The organism is Paenarthrobacter sp. TAF1, assembly GCF_052113825.1.
GTDB lineage: Bacteria > Actinomycetota > Actinomycetes > Actinomycetales > Micrococcaceae > Arthrobacter > Arthrobacter nicotinovorans.
This window is the reverse complement of sequence record NZ_JBFRDO010000007.1, coordinates 122,114-147,922: the sequence shown is the minus strand read 5'-3', so window position 1 is coordinate 147,922 and position 25,809 is coordinate 122,114. Positions and strand designations below refer to the sequence as shown.

Annotated in this window: 25 protein-coding genes and 1 pseudogene; 7 read left to right on the top strand and 19 right to left on the bottom strand. The window is 62.1% G+C overall.

Annotated features, from left to right (window positions below; genetic code table 11):
• Positions 1-187 precede the first annotated feature (187 nt).
• From uraH to AB4Y81_RS12325, 4 genes are all read right to left on the bottom strand, one after another.
• Positions 188-529: a hydroxyisourate hydrolase gene (gene uraH / locus AB4Y81_RS12340; RefSeq protein ID WP_018778721.1), complete on the bottom strand. Its 342-nt coding sequence runs from the start codon at positions 527-529 to the stop codon at positions 188-190.
• Positions 526-1,035: a 2-oxo-4-hydroxy-4-carboxy-5-ureidoimidazoline decarboxylase gene (gene uraD, locus AB4Y81_RS12335; protein ID WP_275776331.1), complete on the bottom strand. Its 510-nt coding sequence runs from the start codon at positions 1,033-1,035 to the stop codon at positions 526-528. The genes uraH and uraD overlap by 4 nt, the downstream gene beginning before the upstream one ends.
• A 154-nt stretch (positions 1,036-1,189) precedes the next feature.
• Positions 1,190-2,020, bottom strand: a complete 831-nt coding sequence (locus AB4Y81_RS12330) for a phosphatase PAP2 family protein (protein ID WP_394524613.1) — start codon at positions 2,018-2,020, stop codon at positions 1,190-1,192.
• 77 nt (positions 2,021-2,097) lie between these two features.
• A complete protein-coding gene (locus AB4Y81_RS12325) occupies positions 2,098-2,559 on the bottom strand; it encodes a winged helix-turn-helix transcriptional regulator (protein ID WP_441995996.1) in 462 nt (153 codons plus the stop codon).
• 62 nt (positions 2,560-2,621) lie between these two features.
• On the opposite strand from AB4Y81_RS12325, the gene AB4Y81_RS12320 reads away from it, so the two are divergent.
• On the top strand, positions 2,622-3,851 hold the full coding sequence (locus AB4Y81_RS12320; RefSeq protein WP_441995995.1) for an MFS transporter: 1,230 nt from the start codon (positions 2,622-2,624) through the stop codon (positions 3,849-3,851).
• A gap of 815 nt (positions 3,852-4,666) precedes the next feature.
• Here the strand turns inward: AB4Y81_RS12320 and AB4Y81_RS12315 are convergent.
• The gene (locus AB4Y81_RS12315; RefSeq protein WP_055972591.1) at positions 4,667-5,062 is read right to left on the bottom strand and encodes a hypothetical protein; all 396 of its coding nucleotides are present in this window, start codon (positions 5,060-5,062) and stop codon (positions 4,667-4,669) included.
• Between AB4Y81_RS12315 and AB4Y81_RS12310 the strand changes: the two genes are divergently transcribed.
• Positions 5,049-5,444, top strand: coding sequence for a hypothetical protein (locus AB4Y81_RS12310; protein ID WP_156369769.1), 396 nt, complete (start codon positions 5,049-5,051; stop codon positions 5,442-5,444). The two genes, AB4Y81_RS12315 and AB4Y81_RS12310, sit on opposite strands and share 14 nt — an antisense overlap.
• A 176-nt stretch (positions 5,445-5,620) precedes the next feature.
• On the top strand, positions 5,621-6,715 hold the full coding sequence (locus AB4Y81_RS12305; protein ID WP_026267297.1) for a pyridoxal-phosphate-dependent aminotransferase family protein: 1,095 nt from the start codon (positions 5,621-5,623) through the stop codon (positions 6,713-6,715).
• 349 nt (positions 6,716-7,064) lie between these two features.
• Here the strand turns inward: AB4Y81_RS12305 and AB4Y81_RS12300 are convergent, their stop codons facing one another.
• From AB4Y81_RS12300 to AB4Y81_RS12250, 11 genes and pseudogenes are all read right to left on the bottom strand, one after another.
• Complete coding sequence (locus AB4Y81_RS12300) at positions 7,065-7,484, bottom strand: ATP-binding protein (RefSeq protein ID WP_018778727.1); 420 nt, start codon at positions 7,482-7,484, stop codon at positions 7,065-7,067.
• Positions 7,477-7,809, bottom strand: coding sequence for an STAS domain-containing protein (locus tag AB4Y81_RS12295; RefSeq protein ID WP_018778728.1), 333 nt, complete (start codon positions 7,807-7,809; stop codon positions 7,477-7,479). Before AB4Y81_RS12295 ends, AB4Y81_RS12300 begins: the two co-directional genes overlap by 8 nt.
• Positions 7,799-9,787 (bottom strand): glycosyltransferase family 2 protein, encoded by a 1,989-nt coding sequence (locus AB4Y81_RS12290; RefSeq protein WP_441995994.1) that lies wholly within the window; start codon positions 9,785-9,787, stop codon positions 7,799-7,801. Before AB4Y81_RS12290 ends, AB4Y81_RS12295 begins: the two co-directional genes overlap by 11 nt.
• Positions 9,788-9,806: 19 nt before the next feature.
• A complete protein-coding gene (locus tag AB4Y81_RS12285; protein ID WP_064722771.1) occupies positions 9,807-10,925 on the bottom strand; it encodes a PP2C family protein-serine/threonine phosphatase in 1,119 nt (372 codons plus the stop codon).
• A gap of 178 nt (positions 10,926-11,103) precedes the next feature.
• A complete protein-coding gene (bcp, locus tag AB4Y81_RS12280; protein WP_018778731.1) occupies positions 11,104-11,571 on the bottom strand; it encodes a thioredoxin-dependent thiol peroxidase in 468 nt (155 codons plus the stop codon).
• Between the two features lie 81 nt (positions 11,572-11,652).
• A complete protein-coding gene (locus AB4Y81_RS12275) occupies positions 11,653-12,378 on the bottom strand; it encodes a winged helix-turn-helix domain-containing protein (protein ID WP_018778732.1) in 726 nt (241 codons plus the stop codon).
• An 11-nt stretch (positions 12,379-12,389) separates the two neighbouring features.
• Complete coding sequence (gene allB, locus AB4Y81_RS12270; protein WP_018778733.1) at positions 12,390-13,739, bottom strand: allantoinase AllB; 1,350 nt, start codon at positions 13,737-13,739, stop codon at positions 12,390-12,392.
• Complete coding sequence (locus AB4Y81_RS12265; RefSeq protein WP_416429910.1) at positions 13,732-14,898, bottom strand: glycerate kinase; 1,167 nt, start codon at positions 14,896-14,898, stop codon at positions 13,732-13,734. The genes allB and AB4Y81_RS12265 overlap by 8 nt, the downstream gene beginning before the upstream one ends.
• A gap of 25 nt (positions 14,899-14,923) precedes the next feature.
• Positions 14,924-16,699: a glyoxylate carboligase gene (gene gcl, locus AB4Y81_RS12260; protein WP_441995993.1), complete on the bottom strand. Its 1,776-nt coding sequence runs from the start codon at positions 16,697-16,699 to the stop codon at positions 14,924-14,926.
• Positions 16,700-16,818: 119 nt separating this feature from the next.
• Positions 16,819-17,715: pseudogene (locus AB4Y81_RS12255) on the bottom strand (2-hydroxy-3-oxopropionate reductase); the annotation flags it as partial.
• 28 nt (positions 17,716-17,743) lie between these two features.
• Positions 17,744-18,547, bottom strand: coding sequence for a hydroxypyruvate isomerase family protein (locus AB4Y81_RS12250; protein ID WP_416429912.1), 804 nt, complete (start codon positions 18,545-18,547; stop codon positions 17,744-17,746).
• A 104-nt stretch (positions 18,548-18,651) separates the two neighbouring features.
• Between AB4Y81_RS12250 and AB4Y81_RS12245 the strand changes: the two genes are divergently transcribed.
• Entirely contained in the window at positions 18,652-18,783 is a 132-nt protein-coding gene (locus tag AB4Y81_RS12245; protein WP_416429913.1) for a hypothetical protein, read from the top strand.
• Between the two features lie 375 nt (positions 18,784-19,158).
• A complete protein-coding gene (locus AB4Y81_RS12240; RefSeq protein ID WP_416429914.1) occupies positions 19,159-20,559 on the top strand; it encodes a pentapeptide repeat-containing protein in 1,401 nt (466 codons plus the stop codon).
• Here AB4Y81_RS12240 and AB4Y81_RS12235 read toward each other — a convergent pair.
• From AB4Y81_RS12235 to AB4Y81_RS12225, 3 genes are all read right to left on the bottom strand, one after another.
• Positions 20,524-21,114: a hypothetical protein gene (locus tag AB4Y81_RS12235; protein ID WP_416429915.1), complete on the bottom strand. Its 591-nt coding sequence runs from the start codon at positions 21,112-21,114 to the stop codon at positions 20,524-20,526. The genes AB4Y81_RS12240 and AB4Y81_RS12235 overlap by 36 nt on opposite strands.
• A gap of 334 nt (positions 21,115-21,448) precedes the next feature.
• A complete protein-coding gene (locus tag AB4Y81_RS12230) occupies positions 21,449-21,973 on the bottom strand; it encodes a Pycsar system effector family protein (protein WP_416429916.1) in 525 nt (174 codons plus the stop codon).
• On the bottom strand, positions 21,973-22,944 hold the full coding sequence (locus AB4Y81_RS12225) for an adenylate/guanylate cyclase domain-containing protein (protein WP_441995992.1): 972 nt from the start codon (positions 22,942-22,944) through the stop codon (positions 21,973-21,975). The genes AB4Y81_RS12230 and AB4Y81_RS12225 overlap by 1 nt, the downstream gene beginning before the upstream one ends.
• A gap of 359 nt (positions 22,945-23,303) precedes the next feature.
• On the opposite strand from AB4Y81_RS12225, the gene AB4Y81_RS12220 reads away from it, so the two are divergent.
• Positions 23,304-24,299 carry a LacI family DNA-binding transcriptional regulator gene (locus AB4Y81_RS12220; protein WP_416429918.1) on the top strand — a complete coding sequence of 332 codons (996 nt, stop codon included), beginning with the start codon at positions 23,304-23,306 and terminating at the stop codon, positions 24,297-24,299.
• Between the two features lie 200 nt (positions 24,300-24,499).
• Positions 24,500-25,807, top strand: a complete 1,308-nt coding sequence (locus AB4Y81_RS12215) for an ABC transporter substrate-binding protein (protein ID WP_416429919.1) — start codon at positions 24,500-24,502, stop codon at positions 25,805-25,807.
• Positions 25,808-25,809 lie beyond the last annotated feature (2 nt).

Below are 25,809 nucleotides of genomic sequence, written 5' to 3'. Positions count from 1 at the left end.
CACACCCCCGAGGACATCCGCCTGGTCGCAGCGAAACTCAACCGCCGCCCCAGACCAACACTGAACCTCGAGACCCCAGCCAACCGGCTAAACCAGCTGCTACAAGCGGCCTAACCCCCAGCGTTGCTCCCACCAATTGACTTTGCCCGGGGAACATTGGCATCAACTGTCACATCGGCGGGGCGGGTTAGCTGCCGCGGTACGTCGAGAACGCGAACGGGCTCAACAGCAGGGGCACGTGGTAGTGCTCGCCGGCGTCGGAAACTGTGAAGTGGAGGTCCACTTCCGGGAAGAACGTCTCCGTGCCCAGGCCTTCGTAGTAGGCACCTGTGGCGAAGTTCAGGCGGTAGGCGCCACCGGGAATCCGCTCGGGTCCCAGGTTCTTGATCCGGCCGTCGGCGTCGGTTTCGCCCTTGCCCACCAAGGTCCAGTCGTCGCCGTCGCGGACGTAAAGCACGACGGCGACACCCGTCGCCGGGCGGCCGGAACCGGTGTCCAGAATGTGTGTGGTGACTTGTGAAACGCTCATGCGTTGACTCCTTCGCTGATCAGTCCGGAGAGCCGCAGCAGTGCGATCTCCCGCAGCTGGCCGGCCACGATTGTGTCTTCTTCTTCGGGGGTGTGGGTGAGGCGTTCCTGGAGGGCGGCGAGCATCTCCTGTGCGCTGCGGCCTGCAGCACGGATCAGGAAGACCCTGTCGAACTTCTCCTCGTACGCGCGGTTGCCTTCGGCCAGCGCTGCTGTTGTCTGGCTGTCACCCGGGTCCACACCGGCCTGCTCCGAACGCGACATCGCGGCTTCGGTGGTTTGGGCCTTGGGTCGTTCACCGATCCGGGGGTGGTGGGCCATGGCTGACTCCACTTCGGCAGGGGTGAACGGCTCGGCGGCGCGCTGGGCCTGTCCCAGGAGATCGTCGACGTTGGCGTAGGGGCGCGCGTCAACGATGGTTTCCACCCAGCGGCTGATGTCCAGGCAGGGGGTCAAGGTCCTGATGGCCTCGTCCCGGTCAGCCGTGTTGAATACTGCAAGCTCCATGCTTGTCATCCTCGTGCAAAATGCTGGCATCCATGGTGTGGGCTATGCGGAACTCCCGCTTTATCGGGAGGAAGTCTGGTGCTTCAAGCTTCCGCATCATGGAACTGTTATTTCAGCATACGTAATTCAGTTAAGCCGAGCGGCCCGCCCGGTGTCAAGAGACTACCTCGCGATGACGCCGTGTGCGCACTGTCAGGTAGAGCCGATGCGCGGTGATGACCAAGGCCAACCAGGCGATGCCGATGGCCCACGCGGCCAGAACGTCGGTCAGCCAGTGATGGCCAAGATAGACGCGGCTCAAGCCCATGGTGAAGGCGAAGGCTGCCGCCACGACCACCGTGACCACCCGTGCCCGCGTGGTGTTGAGCCGCAGGATGATCAGGTAGGCCACGATGCCTGCGATCACGATCGAGTTCAGGGAGTGTCCGCTGGGGAAGGAGGCTGAATGCTCATAGGGCGGAATTGCGTCGGCTTGGTCGGGGCGGGTGCGGCCGAAGATCGGCTTGCCCAGGATGGTGATCACCAGGGAGCCCAGTCCGGCCGCGAGCATCAGGATGACGGGTGTCCATGAGCGGCGCCGTGTGGCCAGGAAGATCATGATGCCCACGGCAATGATGGGCATGCCCACAGTGCCGCCGATATTTGTGTAGGCCGTGATGGCCGCGTCCACAGCGGGGGACCGGACCGACTTGGCAGCATCCAGAACGGGGTGGTCGAAGCCTGCCACCCCATCCGCTTCGGTCACTGACTCATACACTTCGCCGAACGCCCAGGCCAACGTCAGGGTGACGCCCAGGCCCACCGCCAGGGTGATGATGAGTGCGGCATATGGACCCAGGAGTCCGGTGACCCATTCGGCGCCCCGGGCCAAGGTCCGGCCGGCGGGGGACTTCCAGCGCGTCAGATCCTGTCCGGCAACGAAGCGGTCCTGGTGTACCTCGCCCCGGATGCCCTTTTCTGCGGGCCCGTTTCCTTCAGTCGTCACTTGCGTCCCCTATCGTGGCGGCTTCGGTATTGGTGAGTAACCTTAGCAGTTTGAATTCCGGGGAAGCTGGGGGCGCGTCACGGTGCCGGCTGGCCCACTTTGACCACCAGCGTCTCCTGGGGCTGGAGGTCACTGCCGTCCGGGCCCAGGGGTCGTAGCTGTGGCACCGGCTGACCCGTAGCGTGGGTGAGTAGGACGGAGTGGCGTTCGTTGATGCCGAACGCGTTCCGCTCGCCCCATTGCCGGAGGCTGAGGATCAGTGTGAAGAGGTCGAGCCCGGCACTTGTGAGCTCGTACTCGCTCCGTGTTCCGCGATCGTTGGGAATCCGGGCGAGGATCCCCCTGTCCACCAGGAGTCGCAGGCGGTCCGAGAGGATGTTCTTGGCCACGCCCAGGGACTTCTGGAACTCCGAGAACCGCCGTTTGCCGTCCAATGAGTCCCGGATGATCAGCAAGGTCCACTTATCGCCTACCAAGTCGGCCGTCCTGGCGACGGGGCACTCGGGGTCTGTCCAGTCCATGTCGATTGGTTGCAACATGAAACCATTCTGCCATAGGGTCAGATGGTTGCATATTGAAACCATCTTGCGGGAGGCGCTCTATGAGGAACGGCATTCAGACAAGCACCCCGGCGGGACTGGGCCGTCGCCACTTGCTGTTGCTCGCCGTCGTCGCCGGGTTCATGGTGTCGAACCTCTACTACGGACAACCCCTGCTTGAACGCATCGGAGCGGATGTGGGAATTCCTGTTGCCGGCGTGGGCTGGGTGGTGGCGTCGGCCCAGGCCGGGTATCTCCTCGGCCTGGTCCTCGTGGTGCCGCTGGGTGACCTGGTGAACCGCCGGGCACTCATCGCCTTGCAGGTCGGGGCCACCTCGGCAGGAGCCACGGCCGTAGCCCTGGCGTCCTCCCCGGCTGCCCTTCTCGTCGGCTTCATGTTCCTGGGCCTGGCATCGTCCGTCGTGCAGACCATCGTGGCGTTCACCGCCGCCTCAAGCACCCCCGCGCGAAGGGGAGGAAACATCGGAACCGTCACCGCCGGCGTCGTGAGTGGCATCATCCTGGCGCGGACAGTGGCGGGAGGCATGACGGATCTCTGGGGTTGGCGCTCGGTCTATGTCCTCGCGGCTGTGGCCGGGGCGGTCCTGGCCATCGCGGTCTTCCGTGCCCTGCCGTCCGACAACCGCGACCGGGGATGGGTGCGCTACTGGCGGGCCGTTTGCTCCGTCGTCGTGCTGACCCGGAACAATCCCGTATTCCGCACCCGGGCCCTGATCACCATGCTGCTCTTTGCGTCCTTCGGCGTGCTGTGGAGCGGTATGTCGCTGCTCCTGGGCAGCCCGTCCTGGAACCTGCCTCCGGGTGCTATCGGGCTCTTCGGGCTGGCCGGGCTAGTGGGGATACTGGCGGCGTCCAAGGCGGGTGCTGCAGCCGACCGTGGCCGGGGGCAGCACGTCACAGGGGTGAGCCTCTTTGCACTCCTGGGTTCATGGCTCGCCTTGTCCATGGGAAGTTGGTCGCTGCTGTGGTTCATCGCCGGAATCATCGTCCTGGACGCTGCTGTGCAGGCTGTCCACGTCAGCAGCCAGACCATGATCGTGGCCGGGGCTGAAGAGTCAGCCAGCAGCATTATTGGGAGCTACATGGTGTTCTACTCAGTAGGCAGCGCGGCTGGGGCCGCGGCTGTAGCGCCGGTGTTTGACGCCTGGGGCTGGGCTGGAGCCAGCGTGCTCGGGGCGGTCTTCGCATTGCTTGCGCTCGCGGTGTGGGGTGCGGACAGGGTCCGGCACGCCAAGAAGCCGGCGGGCTTGGTTAGCTCCGCCCAAGGTTAGGCGGACACTAGCTAGGTGAGAAAGGGAGTGCTCGGCTGGCCAAGTTCCTCAGAGAACCGGTCAGTACGTTGCTGCCTTTGACTTGCACGACACAGGTCGTATCGTCTGCCGAGGTGCGTGACAGGACCTCAAGCTTAGTCCCGTATCGACTGAACGCGTTGTCGGTATACTCCTCAGCTTGGGCTCTGCAGTCCGTTTCAGCCAGTCCAGGATCCGGATTGGAATACACGATCTCGGCCGTGTGCGGCTGATCACAGCTCACGTCGCGTTGTGAGAACCGGTCAGAACACCGTCTCAGGACGGCATGATCCCGACCTGAGAGTCCGTCCTTTATCCTTACTCCCAGCCCCTCCGGCAAAGCTACGAGGCAGCCGACCCCTTCTACCGTCTTCGGCTGTAGGTCGACCCGGAGGGTGTCCAATGGTGCTGCACCTCCTGCATAGGAAATCAGTGCATCCTGGGTGCAGGGGCCTTCCGCTGAAATCAACTCTGCTGAGTGTGCCCTGTCGCAAGATACCGGGTTCCAGGAATCGTCCAGGCAGGGCCCAGCAGGGCTGGTGGATGCGCTTGGGCCTGGTACTGGAGATTCCCGGCTTTCCGCCACAATGCTGGATGATGCTGAACTTTGCGGCGAAAGGTTATTTGCGCCGAGCCCCCATGAAGGCCCAAAAAACTGCAAAACGAACGTCGCAACTGCCACCACAAGGGCTCCAATAGTTGCCAGCGCTGCCCAAGTCGCCAAATTCGGGCGCGGAAGCCCGCTCTTCTTACTGCTGTTGGGCGACCGTTCAGGCGGGGTGGGGATGTTCATGAGGTCAGTCGAGGGTGACGTCAGAAACCACAGCCAGGATGGACTTTGAATCCTGATTTGGCGTCTTATCCAGTGACAGTTCGATCTTCAACGCATTGACATTCTTTGCCGGGACTGAGATTTCCTGGATGGTGTTGAACGGCACTTTCCTGACATCCAATTGCTTGCCGTTACCCACAACCCTGACAACGAGTATTTTGTCCGAAGACTTGGAATCGTTGGCTTGACCGACGTTGAAAGACAAAGTGTCGAAGTTGTTCGCCAGCCGGAGCTCAAGCATCTGGGCATCGCCGTAGCCGCTGATGGTAGTGGCGATACCGCTGACTCCCGATTTATCCGCGACATCGAATCGGTTCTCCGTCCAATTGCTTTCAGGCTCGAAGAAGTTGGACAGTGACAAACTCGAACCTGCCTTCTCCGTGGAAACTGCACCGGAGGAAGCCGAAGCGCCGGAAGAGCTGGAAGGCGTTGCTCGCGCCGAAGAGGAGGTTTTGGATGGTGTTGGGTCGCTGCTTGAAGAGCTTGCTGAGGAAGGGGACGAAGAATTTGTTGCGCTGGGGCTGGAAGCAGCCGGGTTTGACGAGCTGGGCGCAGCCGGAGCGGCGGCGGGGGGCGCTGAACATGATGAAGTTGCAATGGCCGCCGCAAGGAGAAAGACAGCTTTCAGACCCACGTTATGTTTTTTCAAAAGATCCCCGATTCTTTCAGCATGCGGCACGGAATCAGGCTTACGCCCATCTTGGTCCCGCTCGCGTATGGCATTCCCCGAACTAAGGCCATGATGCCATCCGACCGGTAAAACCCTCGATATTCTGCGAATTATGTCGATGGTGCATACCGCTCAAACAGACCAGTCGATTGCTGAACCAAACCCTGATCAGCCTGAACCTCGGCATAGCGGTTCGCTCCGCCCAGCATGCTGGGGCAGAATGACCTCAACCAGCTGAAGGAGTTCGCCATGCCAGACATTCTGACGTCCAGGTTCCTGTTCGGTCCCGGCCCGAGCAATTGCTACCCCGAAGCCATGGCCGCGTTGGCGTATCCCGTGCTGGGTCATCTCGACCCTGTGTTCATCGAGCGCCTCGACCACACTTGCGAAGGACTCCGAACCGTCTGGGGCACCTCCAACGCGCGTACTCTTCCGTTGAGTGCCACCGGTTCAGGCGGGATGGAAGCAGCCTTCGTGAACACAGTGTCCGACGGCGACGTGGCAGTCATCGCTGTCAACGGACTATTCGGGGTGCGCATGTGCGAGGTCGCCCGGCGCTGCGGGGCAACGGTTGTTCGCGTGGATCACGAGTGGGGCCAGCCTGTGGACGCCGACCGCGTTCTCTCAGCGCACCCCAATCCCAAGGTCATCGCCGCGGTTCACGCCGAGACGTCCGTGGGTGTGCTCTCCGACATCGCTGCCCTCGGTGCGGGCAAGGGTGACGCCCTGCTCATCACCGACGCTGTCACGTCCATCGGCGGACTGGAGCTGTTGGCAGACGACTGGGGGATCGACGTCGGATACGCCGGAACCCAGAAGTGCCTCGGCGTTCCGCCGGGCCTCTCGCCGTTCACGGTGTCCGACCGCGCCTTCGAACGCCGTGTCAAGGACCCGCGCTCCTGGTACCTCGACATTGGCCTGCTAGGCGGTTACGTTGGCGCGGCGAGCGGAGCCCGGACGTACCACCACACTGCGCCGGTCACGATGATCGCAGGCCTCGAAGCCGCACTGGACCGCATCCTGGCGGAGGGCCTGGACGTTGTGCAGGCGCGGCACCGGGCGGCGGGCGCCGCTTTGCAGGACGGGTTGCAGGAAATGGGGCTCGAGCTGTTTGCCGCCGAGGGCTCTCGACTGCCGAGCCTCACCACGGTCAAAGTGCCCGACGGCGTCAACTCGGCTGCCGTCCGCGCCTACCTTCTGGAGAACTTCAGCATGGAGATCGGCTCGGGGGTTGGGGAGTTCGCGGATACGGTGTGGCGCATCGGCATGATGGGCCCGAACGCCAACAGTGCCTCGGTGACCCTGGTGCTCGGCGCGCTGAAGGAAGCGATCGCCAAGGCCTGACGCTCGCTCACATCCCGCGTGCTTGGTCCTGACGCTTGCTCGTCTTCCGGGCCGTGCTGCGGTTACCTGGACACCCGGTTCACTGGAACGCTCGACGGCGGATCCTCCGAGCGCTTCCACGCTGCTTTGCGCTTGGCGAAGGGTCAAGAAAACGCGTTGCGGCTCAAAAGCCGAGGTTGTGACGGAGGGTTGCGTTCAAGCACTTGGGATGTGAGCAAGGGTTGGGTTGAGGCGCCCGGGTTGTGAGTAAGCGTTGGGTTGAAGCACTTGGGTTGTGAGCAAGGGTTGGGTTGAAGCACTTGGGATGTGAGGGAGCGTCCGGCCCAAGCACTTGGGATGTGAGCGAGGGTCAGGTGTTGCGGGTCAGGATCCAGGTGTTCGTGCCGTCCTGGCGCTCGAACGTCACCGTCGTCACCAAAGCTTCGATCAGCGCCAGCCCACGTCCGGATTCTGCCTCCGCATCGGGCATCGAGGCCTGCATGTCGTCGGCGAACGGTTCCCGGGCATTAAAGGCACTCACCCGGGCAATGAGCCGGGCCGGGCGGACGCTGATGTCGACGTCGATCTCCACCGGCTTCTCAGCCACGGGAAGGGCGTGCTGGACGATGTTCGCCGCTGCTTCGATCACGGCGGTGGCGAAGGTCATCCGGTCCATGTCGGGCACAAAGGAGGCGTCGTCCCACAGGGAGTCGAGCTCGTTGTGGATGGCTTCGATGGCGTCTTCGTTGGAGGGCCCGTGGTATCCCCGCCGGGCGAGTACGTCAGTCATCGCCGAACGCGGCTTCGGCCGTGGGGTAGGCAGTGAGGACACGATCCATGTTGGTCAATTCCAGGACCATTTTGACCTGAGGCTGAACGGCCGCGATCCGAAGGTCACCACCGGCCTGGCGTGCAGCTTTGAGGCAGCCAATGAGCGCCCCCAGGCCCGAGGAATCCATGAAGTCCGTTTCGGCCAGGTTGACCACGACGCGGCTGGACCCGCCGGCCACCACCTCATTCACTACCTCACGCAGCTTGGGCGCTGCCACCATGTTCAGCCGGCCCACGCTCTTCACCTCCGCGTAGGAGTCCTTGACCTCATAGCTAAACGGCATCTGCTTTCCTTTCCTCCGGGCGTTCCGGCCCACCATGCTCGGGCCCATTTTCAGGCACAAAACCCTTGTACAAAACTGCCTTGACCAGCACGCTCAGGACCACGAGATCGAACGCCACCCAGGCCACGTTCACCAGTGTCCCCAGAGGCTCTGACATTCCGGCGAGCAACCGGATTAGGCCGACAATCAGCGCAACAGTCAGCAGCGCAGCCACGATGATCTGCGGGCGGATGAGGCTCCAACTCGGGCCGCCGCTCTGCCGCGCCTTGGGGGTGACCGCGAACCCAAGGGGACGGCCGAACCAAACGTTGCGGGCCGCCGTCGTGCAGGCCTTGATCCAGGTGGGGAACAGCGCGAGGCTGTATTGCTGCCCCCGCCAGGTGGGAATCCCGTGCCCGGCCACCAGGAACAGGAGCTGGTTGACCACCATGAACGGGATGAAGCGGATGAAGAAGTCGTAGCTCAAGCTGCTGACCGGGAGGATGCCCAGCGTCAGGTAGATGATGGGAGCGGCGAAGTAGATAACGGCCGCGAAGCCGCTGAGGTAGCTCCACATGGTGGAGAAGTACATGAGCCGTTGGCCCCACGACAGACGACGCTGCACCAGGGGGTTCTCGCGGAGCAGGACCTGGATGGTGCCTTGGGCCCAGCGGAGGCGTTGGGTCAGCATGGTCTTGATGTCCTCGGGCGCCAGTCCGTTGGCCAGGATTTCGTGGTGGTACACGCTCTTCCAGCCCAGGCCGTGCAGACGCATTGCGGTGGCCATGTCCTCGGTGACCGAGATGGTGGCCAGGGGCATGATCGGCTGGGCTTCGTCGGTGCGTTCCACCGAGATGGCGTCCAGGACGGCGTGGACGGACTCGAGCGCGCCCAGAGGGGACCAGTCGCGCCCTGACATACGGTCGACGGCGTCACTCGCCACGGTGGTGACGCCCGACTCACCGACGTGGGCAAGTTCCATCGCGGCGATTTCTTCGAGGTCGGATTGGAGCGCGGAGAAGTCGGCGGCCACGAGGGTTCGGACGCCGTCGTCCACTTTGCGGCGGACCCGGTAGGTGATCTCGCTCAGGGATGCTCCGGCTTCGAGTTCTTTCTGGGCGGATTCCGTGGCGGCCTCAACCTCGTTCAGCATCTGCTCCACCAGCGGGTTCTCAGCCTCAGCAGAGCGACGCGCCTTCTTGATGGCGGTCCGGGACGCTGCGAGGGCGCGGCGGACGCTCTTCTCCGTGGCCTTCACGTAGCCCACCAGGCCCAGCTGCATGAGCGCTTCCCTGCGCAGGATCGCGTTGGAGCCGCAGAAGAACGCGGCGTTCCAGCCGTCCTTGCCCTGCTGGATGGGGCCGTAGAACAGGGGTGCCTGGCTGCCCAGGGGATCGTCGGCGGGGACGTTGATGAAGTACTGCGGGGTCTGGACCAGGGCCACGCGGTCGTCGTTGAAGTAGCCCAGCGTCTTGTCCAGGATGTCCGGCTCGGGGATCTGGTCGGCGTCGAGGATCAACAGGTACTCGCCCGAGGTGATCATGAGCGCGTTGTTCAGGTTGCCGGCTTTGGCGTGCCGCGGCATGTCGGGCGTCCAGTCCGCGCCGCGCGTCACGTAGCCGATCCCGTGCGATTCGGCGAGTTGGCGCATCTCGGGGCGGTCGCCGTCGTCGAGGATCCAGGTGCTGTGCGGCCAGGTGATCTTCTTGGCGGCCAGGGCTGTGGTCAGCACGAGGTCCAGGGGTTCGTTGTAAGTGGTGATGAAGACGTCCACGGTGGCCGTGTCCGGGGCCGGGGGCGGCGGTTTGCGGAACTTGATGTTCCAGACCGTCAGGCCGAACAACATCACGTCAATCAGGCTGTACGTCTCTGCAATCACCAGCGGGACGGCGATCCACCACGCCTCCCAGTTGAGCGACGCCATCCAGCGCCACGCCACATAGTTGACGCCCAGAATCACTGTCAGGACAACGATCAACCGAGTCCAGAATCGTGTCACATTCCCCCCCCTTGTGGCTTTAGTGCGTAGCGTCAGGTCTGCGGCGGACGACGACGGCGGTCACGTCGTCTTCGGCTGTTGCCGCGGGTGCCAGCTCCAGCAGGGCGGCGCACACTTCGTCCGAGGTAGTCCCGGTACGCGCGGCTTTCTCGACGTTCCGCAGGAAGTCCTCCAGGGAGTCGTGGGCGTCCAGCACACCATCGCTGACGATCACCAGGGAATCTCCCGGCTCCAGGTCCAGTTCCGAAGCCGGCCAGTGCTGTCCGTCCAGGATGCCGACGGGCGGACCGGCGGAGATGAGCCTCTGTGCCGCCCCCTCAGCCGGAATGTGCAGCGCGAGTCCGTGGCCGGCGTCGATATAGCTGAGCTTGCCGGACGCGCTGTCCAGGCGGGCGTGGAACATCGTGGCGAACGAGCCCGACTGGTCGAGGTCGGCGGCGATGGTGAGGCTGGCGGAACCGAAGGCGTCATCAATGGCGGGCGTGTCAGCGACGGACCGCATCACGGCACGGACGGTGGCTGCGATCAGGGCGGCGCCCATTCCCTTGCCCATGGCGTCGGCGAAGGTCAGGTGCATGCCGTCGCGGGTCTGGTACCAGTCGTAGAAGTCCCCGCCAACGCTGCGCGTCGGACGGAAGGCGCCGGCGACGTCGTATCCGTCCAGTCGGACTGTTTCGCGCGGGAGGAGGCTTTGCTGCACAACTGCCGCGCGCTCGAGTTCGTCGCTTTGCCGCGTGTCTTCGGCGGGAGCAGCGGGTGTGCGGGCCCGACGGAACAGCGCGCGGATGCGGGCTTGGAGTTCTTTGGGGCTGAAGGGTTTGTTGATGTAGTCATCCGCGCCGGTGTCCAGGCCGTTGAGGCGGTCGATTTCGTCGGCCCGGGCGGTGAGCATCAGGACGTAGGCATCCGAGAATTCGCGGAGGCGGCGGCACACTTCCATGCCATCGATGTCGGGGAGGTTGATGTCCAGGGTCACCAGTTCGGCGTTGGTCCTGCGGACGGCCTCGACGCCGGAAAGACCGTCGGGTGCCTCGGTCACCACGAAGTCGAGCTGCTCGAGGACGAGTACGAGGAGGCCGCGGATGTCGGCGTCATCTTCGACGACGACAGCATGGCGAGGGGGCGAGGTTGAGACCATGGCTCCATTAACTAATGATGCTGGGTATTTGTCACGTTTAGTCATGACATATGTAACGCCCGCTCATATGGGTGAGCGGGCGTTACAGGATTTGTTCAGTTTTCTGCCCGAGGGTTTCGCTCAAGCACGCGGGATGTGAGCGAGCGTCGGGTTCAAGCACGCGGGATGTGAGCGAGGGTTAGACGCCCAGCTCTTCCTTGAGCGCCTGGACGTGGCCCTGCGCAGAAACCTGGTACTGGGTGAGCTTCACAGTGCCTTCGCCGTCGAGGACAACGGTGGAGCGGACCAGGCCTTCGACGATTTCGCCGTCCACCAGCTTCTCGCCCCAGGCGCCGTAGGCCAGTGCAACCTTGTGGTCTTCGTCGGAGAGCAGCGGGAAGGTCAGTGCGAATTCGCCGGTGAACTTGGCGAGGGCCTCGGGGCCGTCCGGGGAGATCCCGATGACGTCGTAGCCGTTGCCCTGCAGGCTGGCGAGGTTGTCGCGGAAGTCGCAGGCCTCGGTGGTGCAGCCGGGGGTGGCCGCCTTCGGGTAGAAGTACACAATGACGTTGCGTCCGCGGTAGTCGGACAGCGAGACCTTGGTGCCGTCGGCGTCGAGCAGCGCAAAGTCAGGTGCTTGCGTTCCGACGAGGAGTTTCTGGGTCATGGCGATCCTTTACGTTTCACCGGCAAACGGCCGGCATTGGTCATTCAAAAAACGGATTGTCTAGAAGACAGAACAGCGAACTTAGATGCTGTATTCCGCAGGTCCGCGCACTGTGGCATAGGGCCCTGGCACGAACTGGTAGCCGCCACCACGGACGGTGGCGACGGTGTGTCGGGCGGAGCCTAGCTTCCGCCGCACCCTTCCAACATAAACGTCGATCGAGCGAAATGCCGCGCCGGGAAGGTCAAATGACTCCAGGAAACGTTGCAATTCTTCACGACTGATGGCCCGTGAGCAGTTCACCACGAGGTAGCGGAGCAGCTTGTATTCCATGCCAGTAAAGGCCACGGGCTCGCCGTCCAGCAGCACTACTTCAGCGGCGAGGTCCACCGCAAGTTGGCTGCGGCGGCTCGCCAAAGTTACGGGCTCGACGGCGGTGCTGCCGCCCGCTGAGGCGCCGTCGCCGCCGTCGGGACCTGTCGTGGAACGGGCCTCCGCGAGGGCATCGGCGAGGGAGAGTGTGCCGGTGGTACCGGCGTCGGCGGCTTCCTGCGGAGTGCCGCCCCAGGAAGTGTCGCCGACGCCGGAGTGCTGTGCCCCGATGGCGGGCCAGATGCGGACTTCCGCCTCCGGGGCAAGTTTCATGGCGCGGGCCAGCACAAGTCGTGCTGCCCGCTCCCAGACCTCAGGATCGATCTCGTCGCCCTCGGCCGGGTTGACCCAAAGTGCCAGGCCGCGCGCGTTCAAGCCGGGCCGCCGCGCGGAAGAACCGCGCGACGGGGGCGGCCCGTAGGCATTGACTGCCATGGCGCTGGACCCTAAACGTTGCCGCGGCGGAGCAGCTTGCCGCCGGGGTTCTGGCCGTCGATCGGGGTGCCGCGCAGGTACGTCTTGCGGACGACGCCGGCCAGCGGACGGCCGTCGTACGGCGTGATCGGGTTCTTGTGCTTGAGCTTGGTGACGTCCACGACGAAGGCTTCGTCCGGGGCGAAGATGGAGAAATCGGCGTCGTAGCCCAGGGCGAGCTGGCCCTTGTTGTGCAGGCGGGCCAGGGCCGCGGGCTTCTCAGCCATCCACGAGACGACCTGTTCCAGCGGGATGCCGCGGTGGCGCGCTTCGGTCCAGATCAGGGACAGGCCCAACTGGAGGGAGGAAACGCCGCCCCAGGCCACTGCGAAGTCGCCGTTTTCCAGGTCCTTCAGATCCAGTGTGGAGGGGGAGTGGTCCGAGACGATGCAGTCGATGGTGCCGTCCTGCAGGCCCTTCCAGAGGAGCTCGCGGTTGGAGGCCTCACGGATGGGCGGGCAGCACTTGTAGGCCGTGGCGCCGTCGGGGATTTCTTCGGCCATGAGCGTCAGGTAGTGCGGGCAGGTCTCAACGGTGAGGTTGACGCCGTCGCGCTTTGCCGAAGCGATCATGGGAAGCGCGTCGGAGGAGGAGAGGTGCAGGATGTGGGCGCGGGCGCCGGTCCAGCGGGCACGTTCGATGACCTCGGCGATGGCCTTGTTCTCGGCGCCGCGGGGACGGGAAGCCAGGAAGGTCTCGTAGTGGTCGCCGCCCGGGTGCGGGGCGCGGTCGATCGCGTGGGAGTCCTCGGCGTGGACGATCATGAGGGAGTCGAAGGACTTGAGTTCCTTCATGTCCTCTTCCATCTCGTCTGCGTCCAGGTGCGGGAATTCGTCCACGCCGGAGTGCAGCAGGAAGCACTTGAAGCCGAAGACGCCTTCGTCGTGCAGCGGGCGGAGGTCGGCCTTGTTGCCCGGGATGGCACCGCCCCAGAATCCGACATCGACGAACGCCTGGTCCTTGGCGACCACGCGCTTCTGCTCCAGGCCGTCCACGGTAGTGGTGGGCGGGATGCTGTTCAGCGGCATGTCGATGATGGTGGTCACGCCACCGGCTGCTGCTGCACGGGTGGCGGAGGCGAAGCCTTCCCACTCGGTGCGGCCGGGCTCGTTGACGTGGACGTGGGTGTCCACCAGGCCGGGGATGAGGGTTTCGTCGTCTGCGAGTTCGATGACCTCGTTGCCCGTCAGGCCGTTGCCCAGGGGTTCGATGGCGACGATGACGCCGTCGCGGATGCCAACTTCGCGGGCTGCGAGGCCGGCGGTGGTCAGGATGCGCTGGCCCCGGATAACGAGGTCATAGGCGCCGATTGCTTCAGACATTGAGGTACTCCTTGTTTTCGGTCCGTTCCGCCAGGTACACGCCTATGTGCTTCCCTAATTGTTCAAGCAACGGACCTGCTTCAGCGATACATTTTTGGACATCTTTTTCCAGATCGGTCAGTGCGTGGACCGTGTGGAAGCCGGCATCCGTGAGTTGTTCCCGGCTCAGGGTACTCCGGCCGCACACTGCGATCACGGGAACCCCGGCCCTTTGTGCCGCCCGCGAGACACCCATGGGCGTCTTGCCGAGCAGGCTTTGCTCGTCCAGGCTGCCTTCTCCGGTGATCACCAGGTCGGCGCCCTTGAGCCTGCGCTCGAGTTCAGTGAATTCAAGCACGACGTCGATACCCGGCCGCCGCTCTGCTTTCAGCGCCGCGATGGCAATGTAGCCAACGCCGCCTGCGGCTCCAGCGCCTTCTGCTTTGGCGGCGTACTTGGCATGTTGCCCGGTGGTGGCTGCGAGGACGTCGACGAAGTGGCTTGCTGCGGCGTCCAGTTCGGTGACGTCGTCCGGCGTCGCGCCTTTTTGCGGACCGAAGATGGCCGGGGCTCCGCTGGCCCCCAGAAGGGGATTGTCGACGTCGGACGCCAACACGAACTCCGTTGCCTCGACGCGGACGTCGAAGTTGGAGAAGTCGATTGTGTCGATGTCCGCGAGAGCGGCACCGCCGCCGGGGAGCTCGTTGCCGTCCTTGTCCAGGAAAACGGCGCCGAGGCCCTGCAGGACGCCCGCGCCGGCGTCGGTGTTGGCGCTGCCGCCCACACCAAGGATGATCTTGCGGCAGCCGAGGTCCAGCGCGGCCCGGATGAGTTCGCCCGTGCCGATGCTGGTTGCTTGCTTGGCTGTCTGCGAGGTGGGGCCGGCCGGGAGGAGGGCGAGACCGGAAGCTGCCGCCATTTCGATGACAGCTTCCTGGTCCCGCACCGCGAAGTCGGCCTTCACGGGCTCGCCGAGCGGGCTGGTGACGGTGGTGGTCCGGCGGGTAAAGCCGGAGCCGATGGCGGCGTCGATGGTTCCTTCGCCGCCGTCGGCCACCGGAATGCGTGTTGCTTCAATGCCGTGGCCGAAGCCTGCCAGCAGGCCTGTTGCCAGGTGCTCGGCGACGTCGGGCGCGGACAGCGAGCCCTTGAATTTGTCCGGGGCGATGACAACACGCATTCCGGTGCCTCCTTCCTTTACTTACTTACGCTTTGGCCAGGATCGCGGTGGGTGCGTCCGCCGCAGTCTCTGCCAGCTCTTCGAACTCGTTCACGCCGTTGATCTCAACGCCCATGGAGATGTTGGTGATCTTTTCCAGGATCACTTCAACAACCACGGGAACCTTGAACTCGCCCATCAATGCCTTGGCCTTGTCGAAAGCGGTGGGCAGATCGTTCGGGTCCTCAACGCGGATGGCCTTGCAGCCCAGACCTTCGGCAACCTTGATGTGGTCAACGCCGTAGCCATTTGTCTCCGGGCTGTTGATGTTTTCGAAAGCCAGGGAAACGTTCTGTTCCATGTTGAAGCCGCGCTGGCTCTGACGGATCAGGCCCAGGTAGCTGTTGTTCACCACAACGTGGATGTACGGCAGGTTGAACTGTGCGCCCACGGCCAGTTCCTCGATCATGAACTGGAAGTCGTAGTCACCGGACAGGGCAACAACGGTGGCATCCGGGGTGCCCCTCACTACACCGAGAGCTGCCGGAGCGGTCCAACCCAGCGGGCCGGCCTGGCCGGCATTGATCCACTTGCGGGCACCGAACACGTGCAGCATCTGTGCGCCGGCGATCTGCGACAGGCCAATGGTGGACACGTAGGTGGTGTCGCGGCCGAAGGCCTTGTTCATCTCCTGGTACACGCGCTGCGGCTTGATGGGCACGTTGTCGAAGTTGGTCTTGCGGTGCAGGGAACCCTTGCGCTCCTGGCACTCGGCAACCCAAACCGAGTAGTCCGGCAGGGACTTAGCTGCCTGACGCTCGCGAGCCAGCTCCAACAGACCGTCCAGCGCCGCACCGGCGTCGGACGCAATGCCCAAGTCCGGAGAGAACACGCGACCGATCTGCGTCGGCTCGATGTCGATGTGCACGAACTTACGGCCGGCCGTGTAGGTGTCCAGGCCGCCGGTGTGTCGGTTGGCCCAACGGTTGCCGATGCCAATGACGAAGTCGCTCTGCAGGAAGGTCTCGTTGCCGTAGCGGTGCGAGGTCTGCAGGCCAACCATGCCGGCCATCAGCTGGTGGTCGTCCGGGATGGCGCCCCAACCCATCAGGGTGGGGATTACGGGAACGTTCAGGATCTCGGCCAGCTCAACCAGCTGGGCCGAAGCGCCGGCGTTGATGATGCCGCCACCGGCAACGATCAGCGGGTGCTTGGCTGCGGTCAGCAGGTCCAGTGCCTTTTCGAGCTGCTTGCGGGAGGCCTTTGGCTTCTCCACGGGCAGGGGCTCGTAGGCGTCGATGTCGAACTCGATCTCGGCCATCTGAACGTCGATGGGCAGGTCCAGCAGGACCGGGCCCGGGCGACCCGAGCGCATCAGCTGGAACGCCTTCTGGAACGCGCCGGGAACCTGGCCCGGCTCCAGGATGGTCATGGCGAACTTGGTCAACGGCTTGGCGATGGACTCGATGTCCACAGCCTGGAAGTCTTCCTTGTGCAGCTTGGCAACGGGTGCCTGGCCGGTGATGCAGAGGATCGGGATGGAATCAGCCTGGGCTGCGTACAGTCCGGTGATCATGTCCGTGCCAGCGGGGCCCGACGTGCCGATGCAGATGCCGATGTTGCCATCAGCGGCGCGGCTGTAGCCGTCAGCCATGTGGCTGGCGCCTTCGACGTGGCGGGCCAGCGTGTGCCGGATGCCGCCGTGGGCACGCATTGCTGAGTAGAAGGGGTTGATCGCTGCGCCGGGCAGACCGAAAGCTTCGGTTGCGCCTTCCTTTTCCAGGATGGCGACTGCCGCGTCAACGGTGCGCATCTTAGCCATGGTGTACTCCTTGAAGTCTGTTTTTGGGTGTGCTGAAGCGAGTTTGTGTACAGATAACGCCTTCTAGAAGGTGTTTTCCGGGCGTTAGCTGTACACAAACTCTTTGCCGTGGGGGCTGGTTACTTCCGGCCGCTGAGCTGGAGGACCTGCTTGAAGAGGCCCGAGTGGTCGAGGCCGCCGTCGCCCTGGTTGACGGTTGCGGCGACGAGCTGGGCGACGACTGCGCCGAGCGGGACAGCGACGTTGGCTTCGCGGGCTGCGGAGGTGACGATGCCGAGGTCCTTGTGGTGGAGGGCCAGGCGGAAGCCGGGGTCGAAGTTGCGGTCGAGCATCTTCTGACCCTTCTGCTCGAGGACCTTGGAGCCGGCCAAGCCGCCGCCCAGGACCTTCAGTGCTGCGTCGGTGTCTACGCCGTAGGCCTCGAGGAAGGCGATGGCCTCGCCGAGGACCTGGATGTTGACGGCTACGATCAGCTGGTTTGCTGCCTTGACGGTCTGGCCGGAGCCGGACGGGCCGACGTGGACGATGGTCTTGCCCACTGCGTTGAGGACATCCTGTGCTGCCTCGAAGTCTGCAGCTTCGCCGCCGACCATGATGGACAGGACGGCGTCGATTGCGCCCTGTTCGCCGCCGGATACGGGAGCGTCGAGCGGGCGGATGCCGGCTGCGACTGCGTCGTCCGAGAGGCGCTTGGCGACGTCCGGGCGGATGCTGGATGCGTCGATCCAGATGGTGCCCTTCTTCGCGTTGGCGAAGACGCCGTCCTTGCCGCTGACTACGCCCTCAACATCGGGGGAGTCCGGGACCATGGTGATGACGACGTCGGCGTCCTTGACTGCGTCCGCGATGCTCGTGGCACCCTGGCCGCCCTCGGAGACGAGCTTGTCGATCTTGTCCTGGCTGCGGTTGAAACCAGTGACCGTGTGGCCGGCCTTGACGAGGTTGATGGCCATGGGGAGGCCCATGATTCCGAGTCCGATGACTGCAACGTTGCTCATTGTGGTTCTCTTTCTGAAAGTCTTTTTAGCTCAGGTGTGCTGGATGCTAGTTGGCGTTGGCGCGCTGGCGGATGGCCCAGCTGAAAGCCGTTTCCTGCGGTTCCTTGTACTCGAGGCCGATGTAGCCGTCGTAGCCGAGTTCGCGGCTGCGGGCGATCCATTCGCCGAGGGGGAGTGTGCCGGTTCCGGGAGCGCCGCGGCCGGGGTTGTCGGCGATCTGGATGTGGCCGAAGTCCTTGGCGTGGTTCTCGATGACGGATTCGACGTCGTCGCCGTTGACTGCCAGGTGGTAGAAGTCGGCGAGGAGCTTGATGTTCTGTGCCCCGGATTCTGCCTTGACGCGGGCGATGACCTTGAGCGCGTCTTCGGCGGTGAGGAGCGGGTACTTGGCTGCGCCGCTGACCGGTTCGAGGAGGACGGTGCCACCGATGCGGGCGACGCCTTCAGCTGCTGCAGCGAGGTTCTTGGCCGCGAGTTCGTCCTGCTCTTCAGGGGTGAACTCGTCCTGGCGGTTGCCGTAGAGGGCGTTGAAGGCCTTGCAGCCCAGGCGCTCACCGATGCCGGCCACGACGTCGATGTTGTCCTTGAACTCGGAGCAACGTCCCTTCCAGGAAACCAAGCCGCGGTCGCCGCCGGGCATGTTGCCGGCGTTGAAGTTCAGGCCCGTGAGCTGAACGCCGGCGTCCTTGATGGCTGTTTCAAACTCGGTTGTCTCTTTGTCGGTGGGAACCGAACTGGCGAAGGGCCACCAGAACTCGACGGCGTCAAAACCGGCTGCCTTCGCGGCGGCGGGGCGCTCGAGCAAGGGGAGCTCCGTCAGGAGGATGGAGCAGTTCACTGTGTACGTCATCGTAGGTCCTTCCGAGGAGGGGCTTTGATCTATCTTCCTGCTGCTTGGCTGTTGCCTTGGTGCTTGGCCTCAGTTTCCGCTTTGTGGAATTTAGATTCTGCTTTATGAAAAGTTTAGGGAAGGTGGGGGTGGGAGTCAAGGTGGTGGGCGGGGAGGTGGGGGTTTGGGATACCAAGGGTCTCGTCGCCGTCGCAGAGCTTGTGGAAGCACCCGGCCCCTTCGCGAACTCACCTTGACCGCTGATTCTGGGCACAGGCACTGGAGCCAGGAAGGGTCTTCTCAGTCGCTGCTTGCTATCGAGAAAGTTTGTGTGATGGTTGCGCGCGTCCGGCGGCGTACCTGTCTGCGGCCTTAGCTCGCTTTGGCGGACACGAGGAAACACGCATGGACGAGCGATCCGTTGGTTGTGCGTCCGGGCAGCTCTGGTATGAAGGAGTGCGCGTAGTCTTGCATTGAAGGGATAGACGGCTTGATCGCGAGTAGGTCCTCCATCCTAATGGTTCGCTAGCTGCGTTTGCCAGCGCGAAAGGCGCCGGTAAGTGCAAACTACTCGCGCCTTTTTTCCGTCGCAAGGAGACGGTTGTGGTATCGAGAGGAAGATAGTCAGCGCTATGACACAGAACCCGGTTGAGTCAGCGGTACTCATCACAGTCGCTTTAACTCTATTTGCCTTTCTGTGGGTTCGACGCGAGACTAAGAAGGCGAGTTCGGGGAAACACAAGAATAATGAAACTCTGGCCGTAATGATCTTTGTTGCATTACTTTGCTCGTGTTTATTCCTACTATTTTTTCGATTTGCTTTCAATGCTGTGTCATTCCTCGATTCAACAGCGCCTTCTCCCGGAAGCCAGACGCTCCCTACCGGGATGCCGACTTCACCCTCCGAAACCTCAGGCGTGCCGTCCGGGGCTTCGGGTGGTCGGGCATCAGCCATAACTGTTGCTGCAGGACTGTTCGGTGGGCTGGTCTTTGTTGCCTTTACCGTTCTTCGATATAGGGGGCACCTTCAGGCGGATGAAAGATTGCAAATTGAGAGAAGAGCTTCTGCCCTCAGTAGTGTCGAACATTTCAGTGAACGATTCGCGAAAGCAGCAGACATGCTCGGGTCGGACAAGGTCGCCACTCGTATGGGTGGAGCCTATGCTTTGGCGGCGTTAACTGATGAATGGGCGGAGAATCGGCAGCAGTGCATTGACCTTCTGTGTGGCTATCTCCGAACGCCGATAAGCTACAGCTTGGAGGCCAGTGATCAAATTAGGAATGTCGCTTCGCCCCTCGGGATACCCCCGTCCATGAAGCCCGGCCCAGACGAAACTTCCCAGGCGGAGTCCAAGGTAGTTGATTCCTATAGGAAGCGCATGCATAATCTCGGACGTGAAGCCAGCAAGCATGCCCGAGCCGAGTTTGCAGTAAGAGGTGCCATACTGTCTTCGATCTCGAGGGGTACTAGTCGGCAGATTGACGATCCGCAATCTTGGTCGGATTGTTCTTTTGATCTTAGCGGATCATATTTGCCCGCTCTTGATTTTTCGGGATCTAAGTTTCTTGAAACAATAAATTTCAATACTTCGATATTCTGCGGAACTGTTAACCTGCGCAATGCTTATTTCGCTAAAAATGCACAGTTTGATGGCTGCCTATTTACGACTCACGCGTGGTTTGCTGGCGCCTCCTTTGCCGGCAATGCTTGGTTTAGGGCCGCGGATTTTCAGGCCGAAGCTGCTTTCGGGAGAACGAACTTCTTCAAAGGAATTTTCTTCTCCCATGCGGTCTTCAGTACTCCACCACATTTTCGCCAGAACAATCTGGGTGGAAGTGAGCCAGTGTCAAACATGTCCATTGCAAACTTCAGTAGTACAAAATTTGGGGATGCTCTAACAGCTTGTCCGGATAGTGAATTATCGCAGTTGTGGGAAGGTTTTTACTATCTACAGAGTCAATATAGAGTTATTTGTGAAGAATCCCATCACGATTCGTCATTGGAGAATCTTCCAGGTCATATACTCCGGTAAGCCCTGATATACCGTTCGTCTCGCCGTGGAACTAGCTGAGTTTGAGTTCGGCGTGGTTGGAACTTGCTGGGCTAGTACGCGGCTGAGAGTCCGTCGGTGATTTTCATAGGCGTACATTTTGGTCACACGGTAACTGTCTGACAGACAGATACCGTGTGTGTTTGGTTTGGTATTTACGCAAATAATGCTGCCCAGATAGCAGGAGGCTGAATTGGGCTCTTCGGGATCCAAAAGGACTACAGGGGGCGGTGTCGGAATCTCAAGGGATCGATCAAACGGAGGATGCTGCGCCGTCTGCCACAGCGCTTCAAGATTCACGTAGTCGTCAACCTCGATAGTTGCTTCCAGAAGAGAATCGACTTGGTCGTACAGCGCAGAAGGTTCGGCGTTCAGGTGCTCCACCTCAGCCTGTTTGTCGGCGACGTGGGCATCAGCAGCTTCCTTCTCCAAACGCTTCCGCTCAGCCTCTGAAGCCCGCTGGAACGCAGCAGTTGCCCGTTGTTCCGCCGTGAAGGCTTGCTCCGTCTGCCGGGCCGCTGCCTCCTGCTCGCGCATTTCTGCGACAAATCCCCGACGACGCCCCATTACCAACCTTTCACTGAAGTTCGTTTGCCATATCAAGGGCCTACGATGCATTTGCAGACGCTCGGGTCCACGAGCTGGCTGGTGTAGTGGGCGGGGACCAGCCGGGCAGCCGCTGCCAGGACATCGCCGGCGCCATGGTCAGTAACAACGAAATCCCAATCTACGATACGCCGAAGAACCACTCCGTGCTGCGACTCGGATTATTACTTACTTTTCATGGCGATTCGGCTGTCACGTTTCCCTCCATGGCCATGCGGATTGTGTGGTGGTGTGCGGCAGACTAAATTCTTTGGATGTTAAGGTTCTAAATCCATCCATCTATAAGGACGGCCAGGACGCAGCACGTGGCAGCCGTCCCAAGTAATAACATGCCCCTTTGAATCCAGCGATACTTTTTGTCCACAACGAAGGAAATTGCTCTCACTTGATCATAAGTTGCACTTCCTTCTTGATCAGCGGTAGCGATGATTCCAGCCTCAATCTCCTGTGCCGTCAACCCGACTACGTCGCCAAAATACGATACGATCCCAGGCCTTCGCTTCGTTCGATATGTAGTTCGGGGGAACACGGCACAAGCAAGTGCGACTATCCCGAGTGAGCCTAGAGCAGTTCCCAACCACCAGAGCCATTCCAGGCAGTCCTTTAGCTTGGAGGGGTGCCAGGTGCCAGCGAGGAATGCCGCAAGAAGGGCACCGATTATGATTCCCGCAGCGGCCAGCAGGAGAGATGCCTTGCCATCGGCGCGGACAAGTTCCTCTCGCGCCTCACGAAGAATACTGGATGCTAGCTGCAGCGCACGCGTGGTCTGTCGCTTGCTAGGCCCGACCACTACAGTTCTCCTGGGCGCGGTTGGAATCTCGGATCCCGTTGCGGGACTTCGGCTTCGAGGGCTTTGCGTATCTGAGCCCTCCGTTTGCGAGCTTCCGCGAGCTCATTCTCGGAGCCAGAAGCGAGCAAAGTTTGCCGGCTACGAAGTTTTTCAGATATCTCCGCTCGGAATGTTTCACCGCGAAGGATGGCATTGCAATAGTCCTCGCCGTGATTCTCGCACCACCCACTTTTAAGCACCTGGCCGAACTGTTCATCATCCGGAATCTTGTCGAGTGTGCGTTCTTCCCACAGAAAGGACGGCTCGCCTCCCGGAACTCCGTCGTCGCAGCCACAGGAGAACGCGAGGTAGTCGTTATCTGCCAAGGCGTCCCAAACGCTGCCCGTGACGAGAGTTAGTCCAGGCTCGGTCTGCTGTGCAGCCTTTGCAGCATAGTTCACAGGACGCCCTGCCCACACCGGTTCTTGCATGTTGAGGTGTCGAGGTAGCCCAACACGTTTTGCGAGTATCTGCCCGCTGGCAACGCCTACTTTGAATCCTGTAGTTGGAGCATCCGGCCACTTTGTCTTGAGTTGTGATTCAAAGTCATCGCTGAAGTTGTGAATTGAAATGGCCGCACACATCGCACGCTCGTAATGGCGTTCATCCCAGAACAGAGCGAAGCCGCCGTCACCCTGTATGTCCACGAAGTCAGCGTCAAACTTGCCGAAGATCTGCACAACTCCGCCGACTCCTGCGTCGTAGATACTCGCTGTACTAGGCGGCTTCCGGCCCTTCTCAAGATTTGTCGATGACTTGAGGTCAAACATGACGGCAACAACGTCTGTCAACCTGTGCCATTCGGCTTTGTCAACAGGTAGCTTCTCAACGTCGAAGGATCCGTCCTTCAACACCACGGAAGGCATCCGTTCAAATTTTTCCCTTGTGCGTCCGCTCAGTGTCTTGAGCAGTGCGTTCAACTCAATGGTCATCGGCAACTCCTTCTTCCTCATAAACACTAGCTGGCACCACCGACAGAATAGGTCTTCATTCGGTCCCTTGTTCAAAATGAGACTGAGTGGACGGTGCAATTCGCAGTCTCTCCCGGAAGGCTTATACCAGCTGGGTCGACGCTCGTGAATGTGGCGGTCCATGCGATCCGTTCGGACAATGCGTCCCTGCGGACGGCTTTGTGCCGCTCGTCCAATTCGGCTCGGTCGATGTGCTCGTATGAGACGGCCGTTTACCCACCCGCATGCCCAAGCGGTGCAGATATGCTGAGGAACGCCGGTGGGCGCCGCAGCGGCGTGACGGCAGAGACCAAGCTCAATGCCCTCGGAAGGACAAACGAATGGCTCGGCCGACAGTTCAGGACGTCGCCAAGACGGCAGGTGTGTCCGTGGGGACTGTGTCGCGCGTTTTGAACGGTAGTTCGGCTGTTAGCGAGGCGGCCAAGGAGAAGGTCAACGCCGCCATCCGTCAGCTCAGCTATCGTCCTCTCGCTTCGGCAAGGGACCTCCGAAGAGACCGCACAATGCGCGTCCTGGCCCTGGCTAAGAATCTGGACTCCCTCGTGATCAGTGAAGTGTTCCGCGGTGTCGGTGACGCAGCCGCGGACAACGGCTACGTCAGCCTCATCGCAGCGACCGACGGAGACCTTGACCGCGAGCAGCAACTCGTGGACATGCTGCGCAACGGCTCAGTGGACGGGCTCGTGATCTTCTCGCCAACGATGCCGGACGACGACGTAAACACTGTCGCCGAGCAATTGAGCGTGATCCAAGTCTGTGAAATTGTCGACGCCGAAGCCGCGTTCGGGGTGTCCATCGATGACCGCCAGGCCGCCTACGACATCACCAGGCATCTAATCGACACAGGCGCCAAGAAGCTGGCGATGCTCGCCCACAGGGGAGCCCGCTCGGGTCGGCTGCGTGAGGAAGGCTTCCGCCAGGCACTCAAGGAAGCAGGCTTGGAACAAGACCAGATCCTGTTCGGTGAAGGCAACTTCGGCTTCCACGCCGGCCGTACGCTCGCCAAGAAGCTCCTCAAAGCAAAAGACCTCCCGGACGCCGTTTTCTGCGGGACCGACGTAGTCGCTGCCGGCTGCGTCCGCGAACTCACCGACGCCGGACTACGAGTTCCAGAAGACATTGCCGTGGCAGGTTTCGATGACTCGGCTCAGGCGGAAATGTGCGTCCCGGAGCTAACCACGGTCCGCCAACCCGCCTACGAAATGGGCCGAGTCGCTTTCGCCGAACTCCTGGAGCGGATGACCGTCGAGGGCTCACATCGCAAGGGAAGAACCTTCCTCCCGCACGAACTCGTCATCCGGGACTCCACCAAATAAAGAGGGTTGACAGCTCTCCGTGGTCCCTGTCACACTACTTTGGAATCGATTCCACGGCCGCAAGGCCGATTCTTTTGAACACATTTGGAATCGATTCCACGGATCACATGCACCACCGGCAAAGAAGCCACCCTCAGCACGCGGGACAGCCCAAACGCGCACTGAACGCCACCCACCCACAGCCACCAAAGGAGCCACTTGTGGACTTGAACCGACCTGCTCTCCCGCTCCAGAACAAAGCCCGAAACCGAAAAGCCGTAGCGGCGACCGCAATCGCCGCAGCCCTCCTCCTCAGCGCGTGCGGCGGGGGAGCAGCGCCCCAAGGTGCCGAGCAAGCGGCGGCTGCCGATCCGGCGTCGGGCGCTAATGCCAGCGGCGCCGTGAACATCTGCGGCGTCAAGGACGCGAGCGGCATCTACAAGGGCACGGCGGAGGCGTTCACCAAGGCGAACGGCAAGGTCACGGCCAAGTACACCGAGATCGGCGCCACCACCGATGAAGCCCGCACGCAGATCGTGCAGCGGCTCGAGGGCAAGTCCACCGAGTGCGACCTCTTCGTCACGGACGTCATCTGGACCTCCGAGTTCGCGTCCCAAGGCTGGCTGCTGGACCAGACCAAACTGGTGGAGGCCAACAAGGACCGGCTCATTCCCTCCACAGTGGAAACCACCAAGTACCAGGACAAGTACTGGGGCTCACCGTTCTTCACCAACGCCGGGTTGATCTACTACCAGAAGGACAAGGTAGCCAAGCCCGAGTCATGGCAGCAGCTCTACGCCGAAGCCGCCAAGGCTCCCGGCAACGGCTACGTCTACCAAGGCAAGCAGTACGAGGGCCTCACGGTGAACTTCCTCGAAATGCTCTACAGCGCAGGCGGCGAAGTCCTCAACGACCAAGGCGACGTCACGATCGACTCCCAGGAAACCCGCGACGTCCTCAACTTCATGAGCGACGGACTCAAGAACGGCTCAGCCGACCGCGCCGTCCTCACCTACAACGAAGACCCCGCACGCCTCGCCTACGAGTCCGGCGACTTCGGGTACCAGCGCAACTGGCCGCACGTCTACCGGTTGCTGAACGCGACACCGCTGGCGTCCAGCTTCGCAGTCGCGCCGCTGCCGGCATGGGAAGGCGGCAAGGCCTCCGGCGTGCTCGGCGGCTGGAACCTCGCAATCTCGGCGCACTCCACCAACCAGGCCGGAGCTGTCGCCTTCATCGACTTCGCCACCACCCCGGACTGGCAGAAGCACGTGGCCATGGACTACTCGCAGGCCCCGGTCAACGAGGCCGCCTATTCTGACGCGGCTGTGCTAGAAAAGATGCCGTTCGCCACGGAACTCCTCGCCTCGGTGAAGGGTGCCAAGCCGCGCCCGATCTCCCCGGTCTACCCGCAGATCTCGCAGGCGATCTACAAGAACGTCTACGCCGTCCTCTCCGGCACCACCTCCACCGAGGAAGCCGTGAAGAAGATGGCCGACGAAATCACCACCGCCAAGGCGAGCTTCTAACC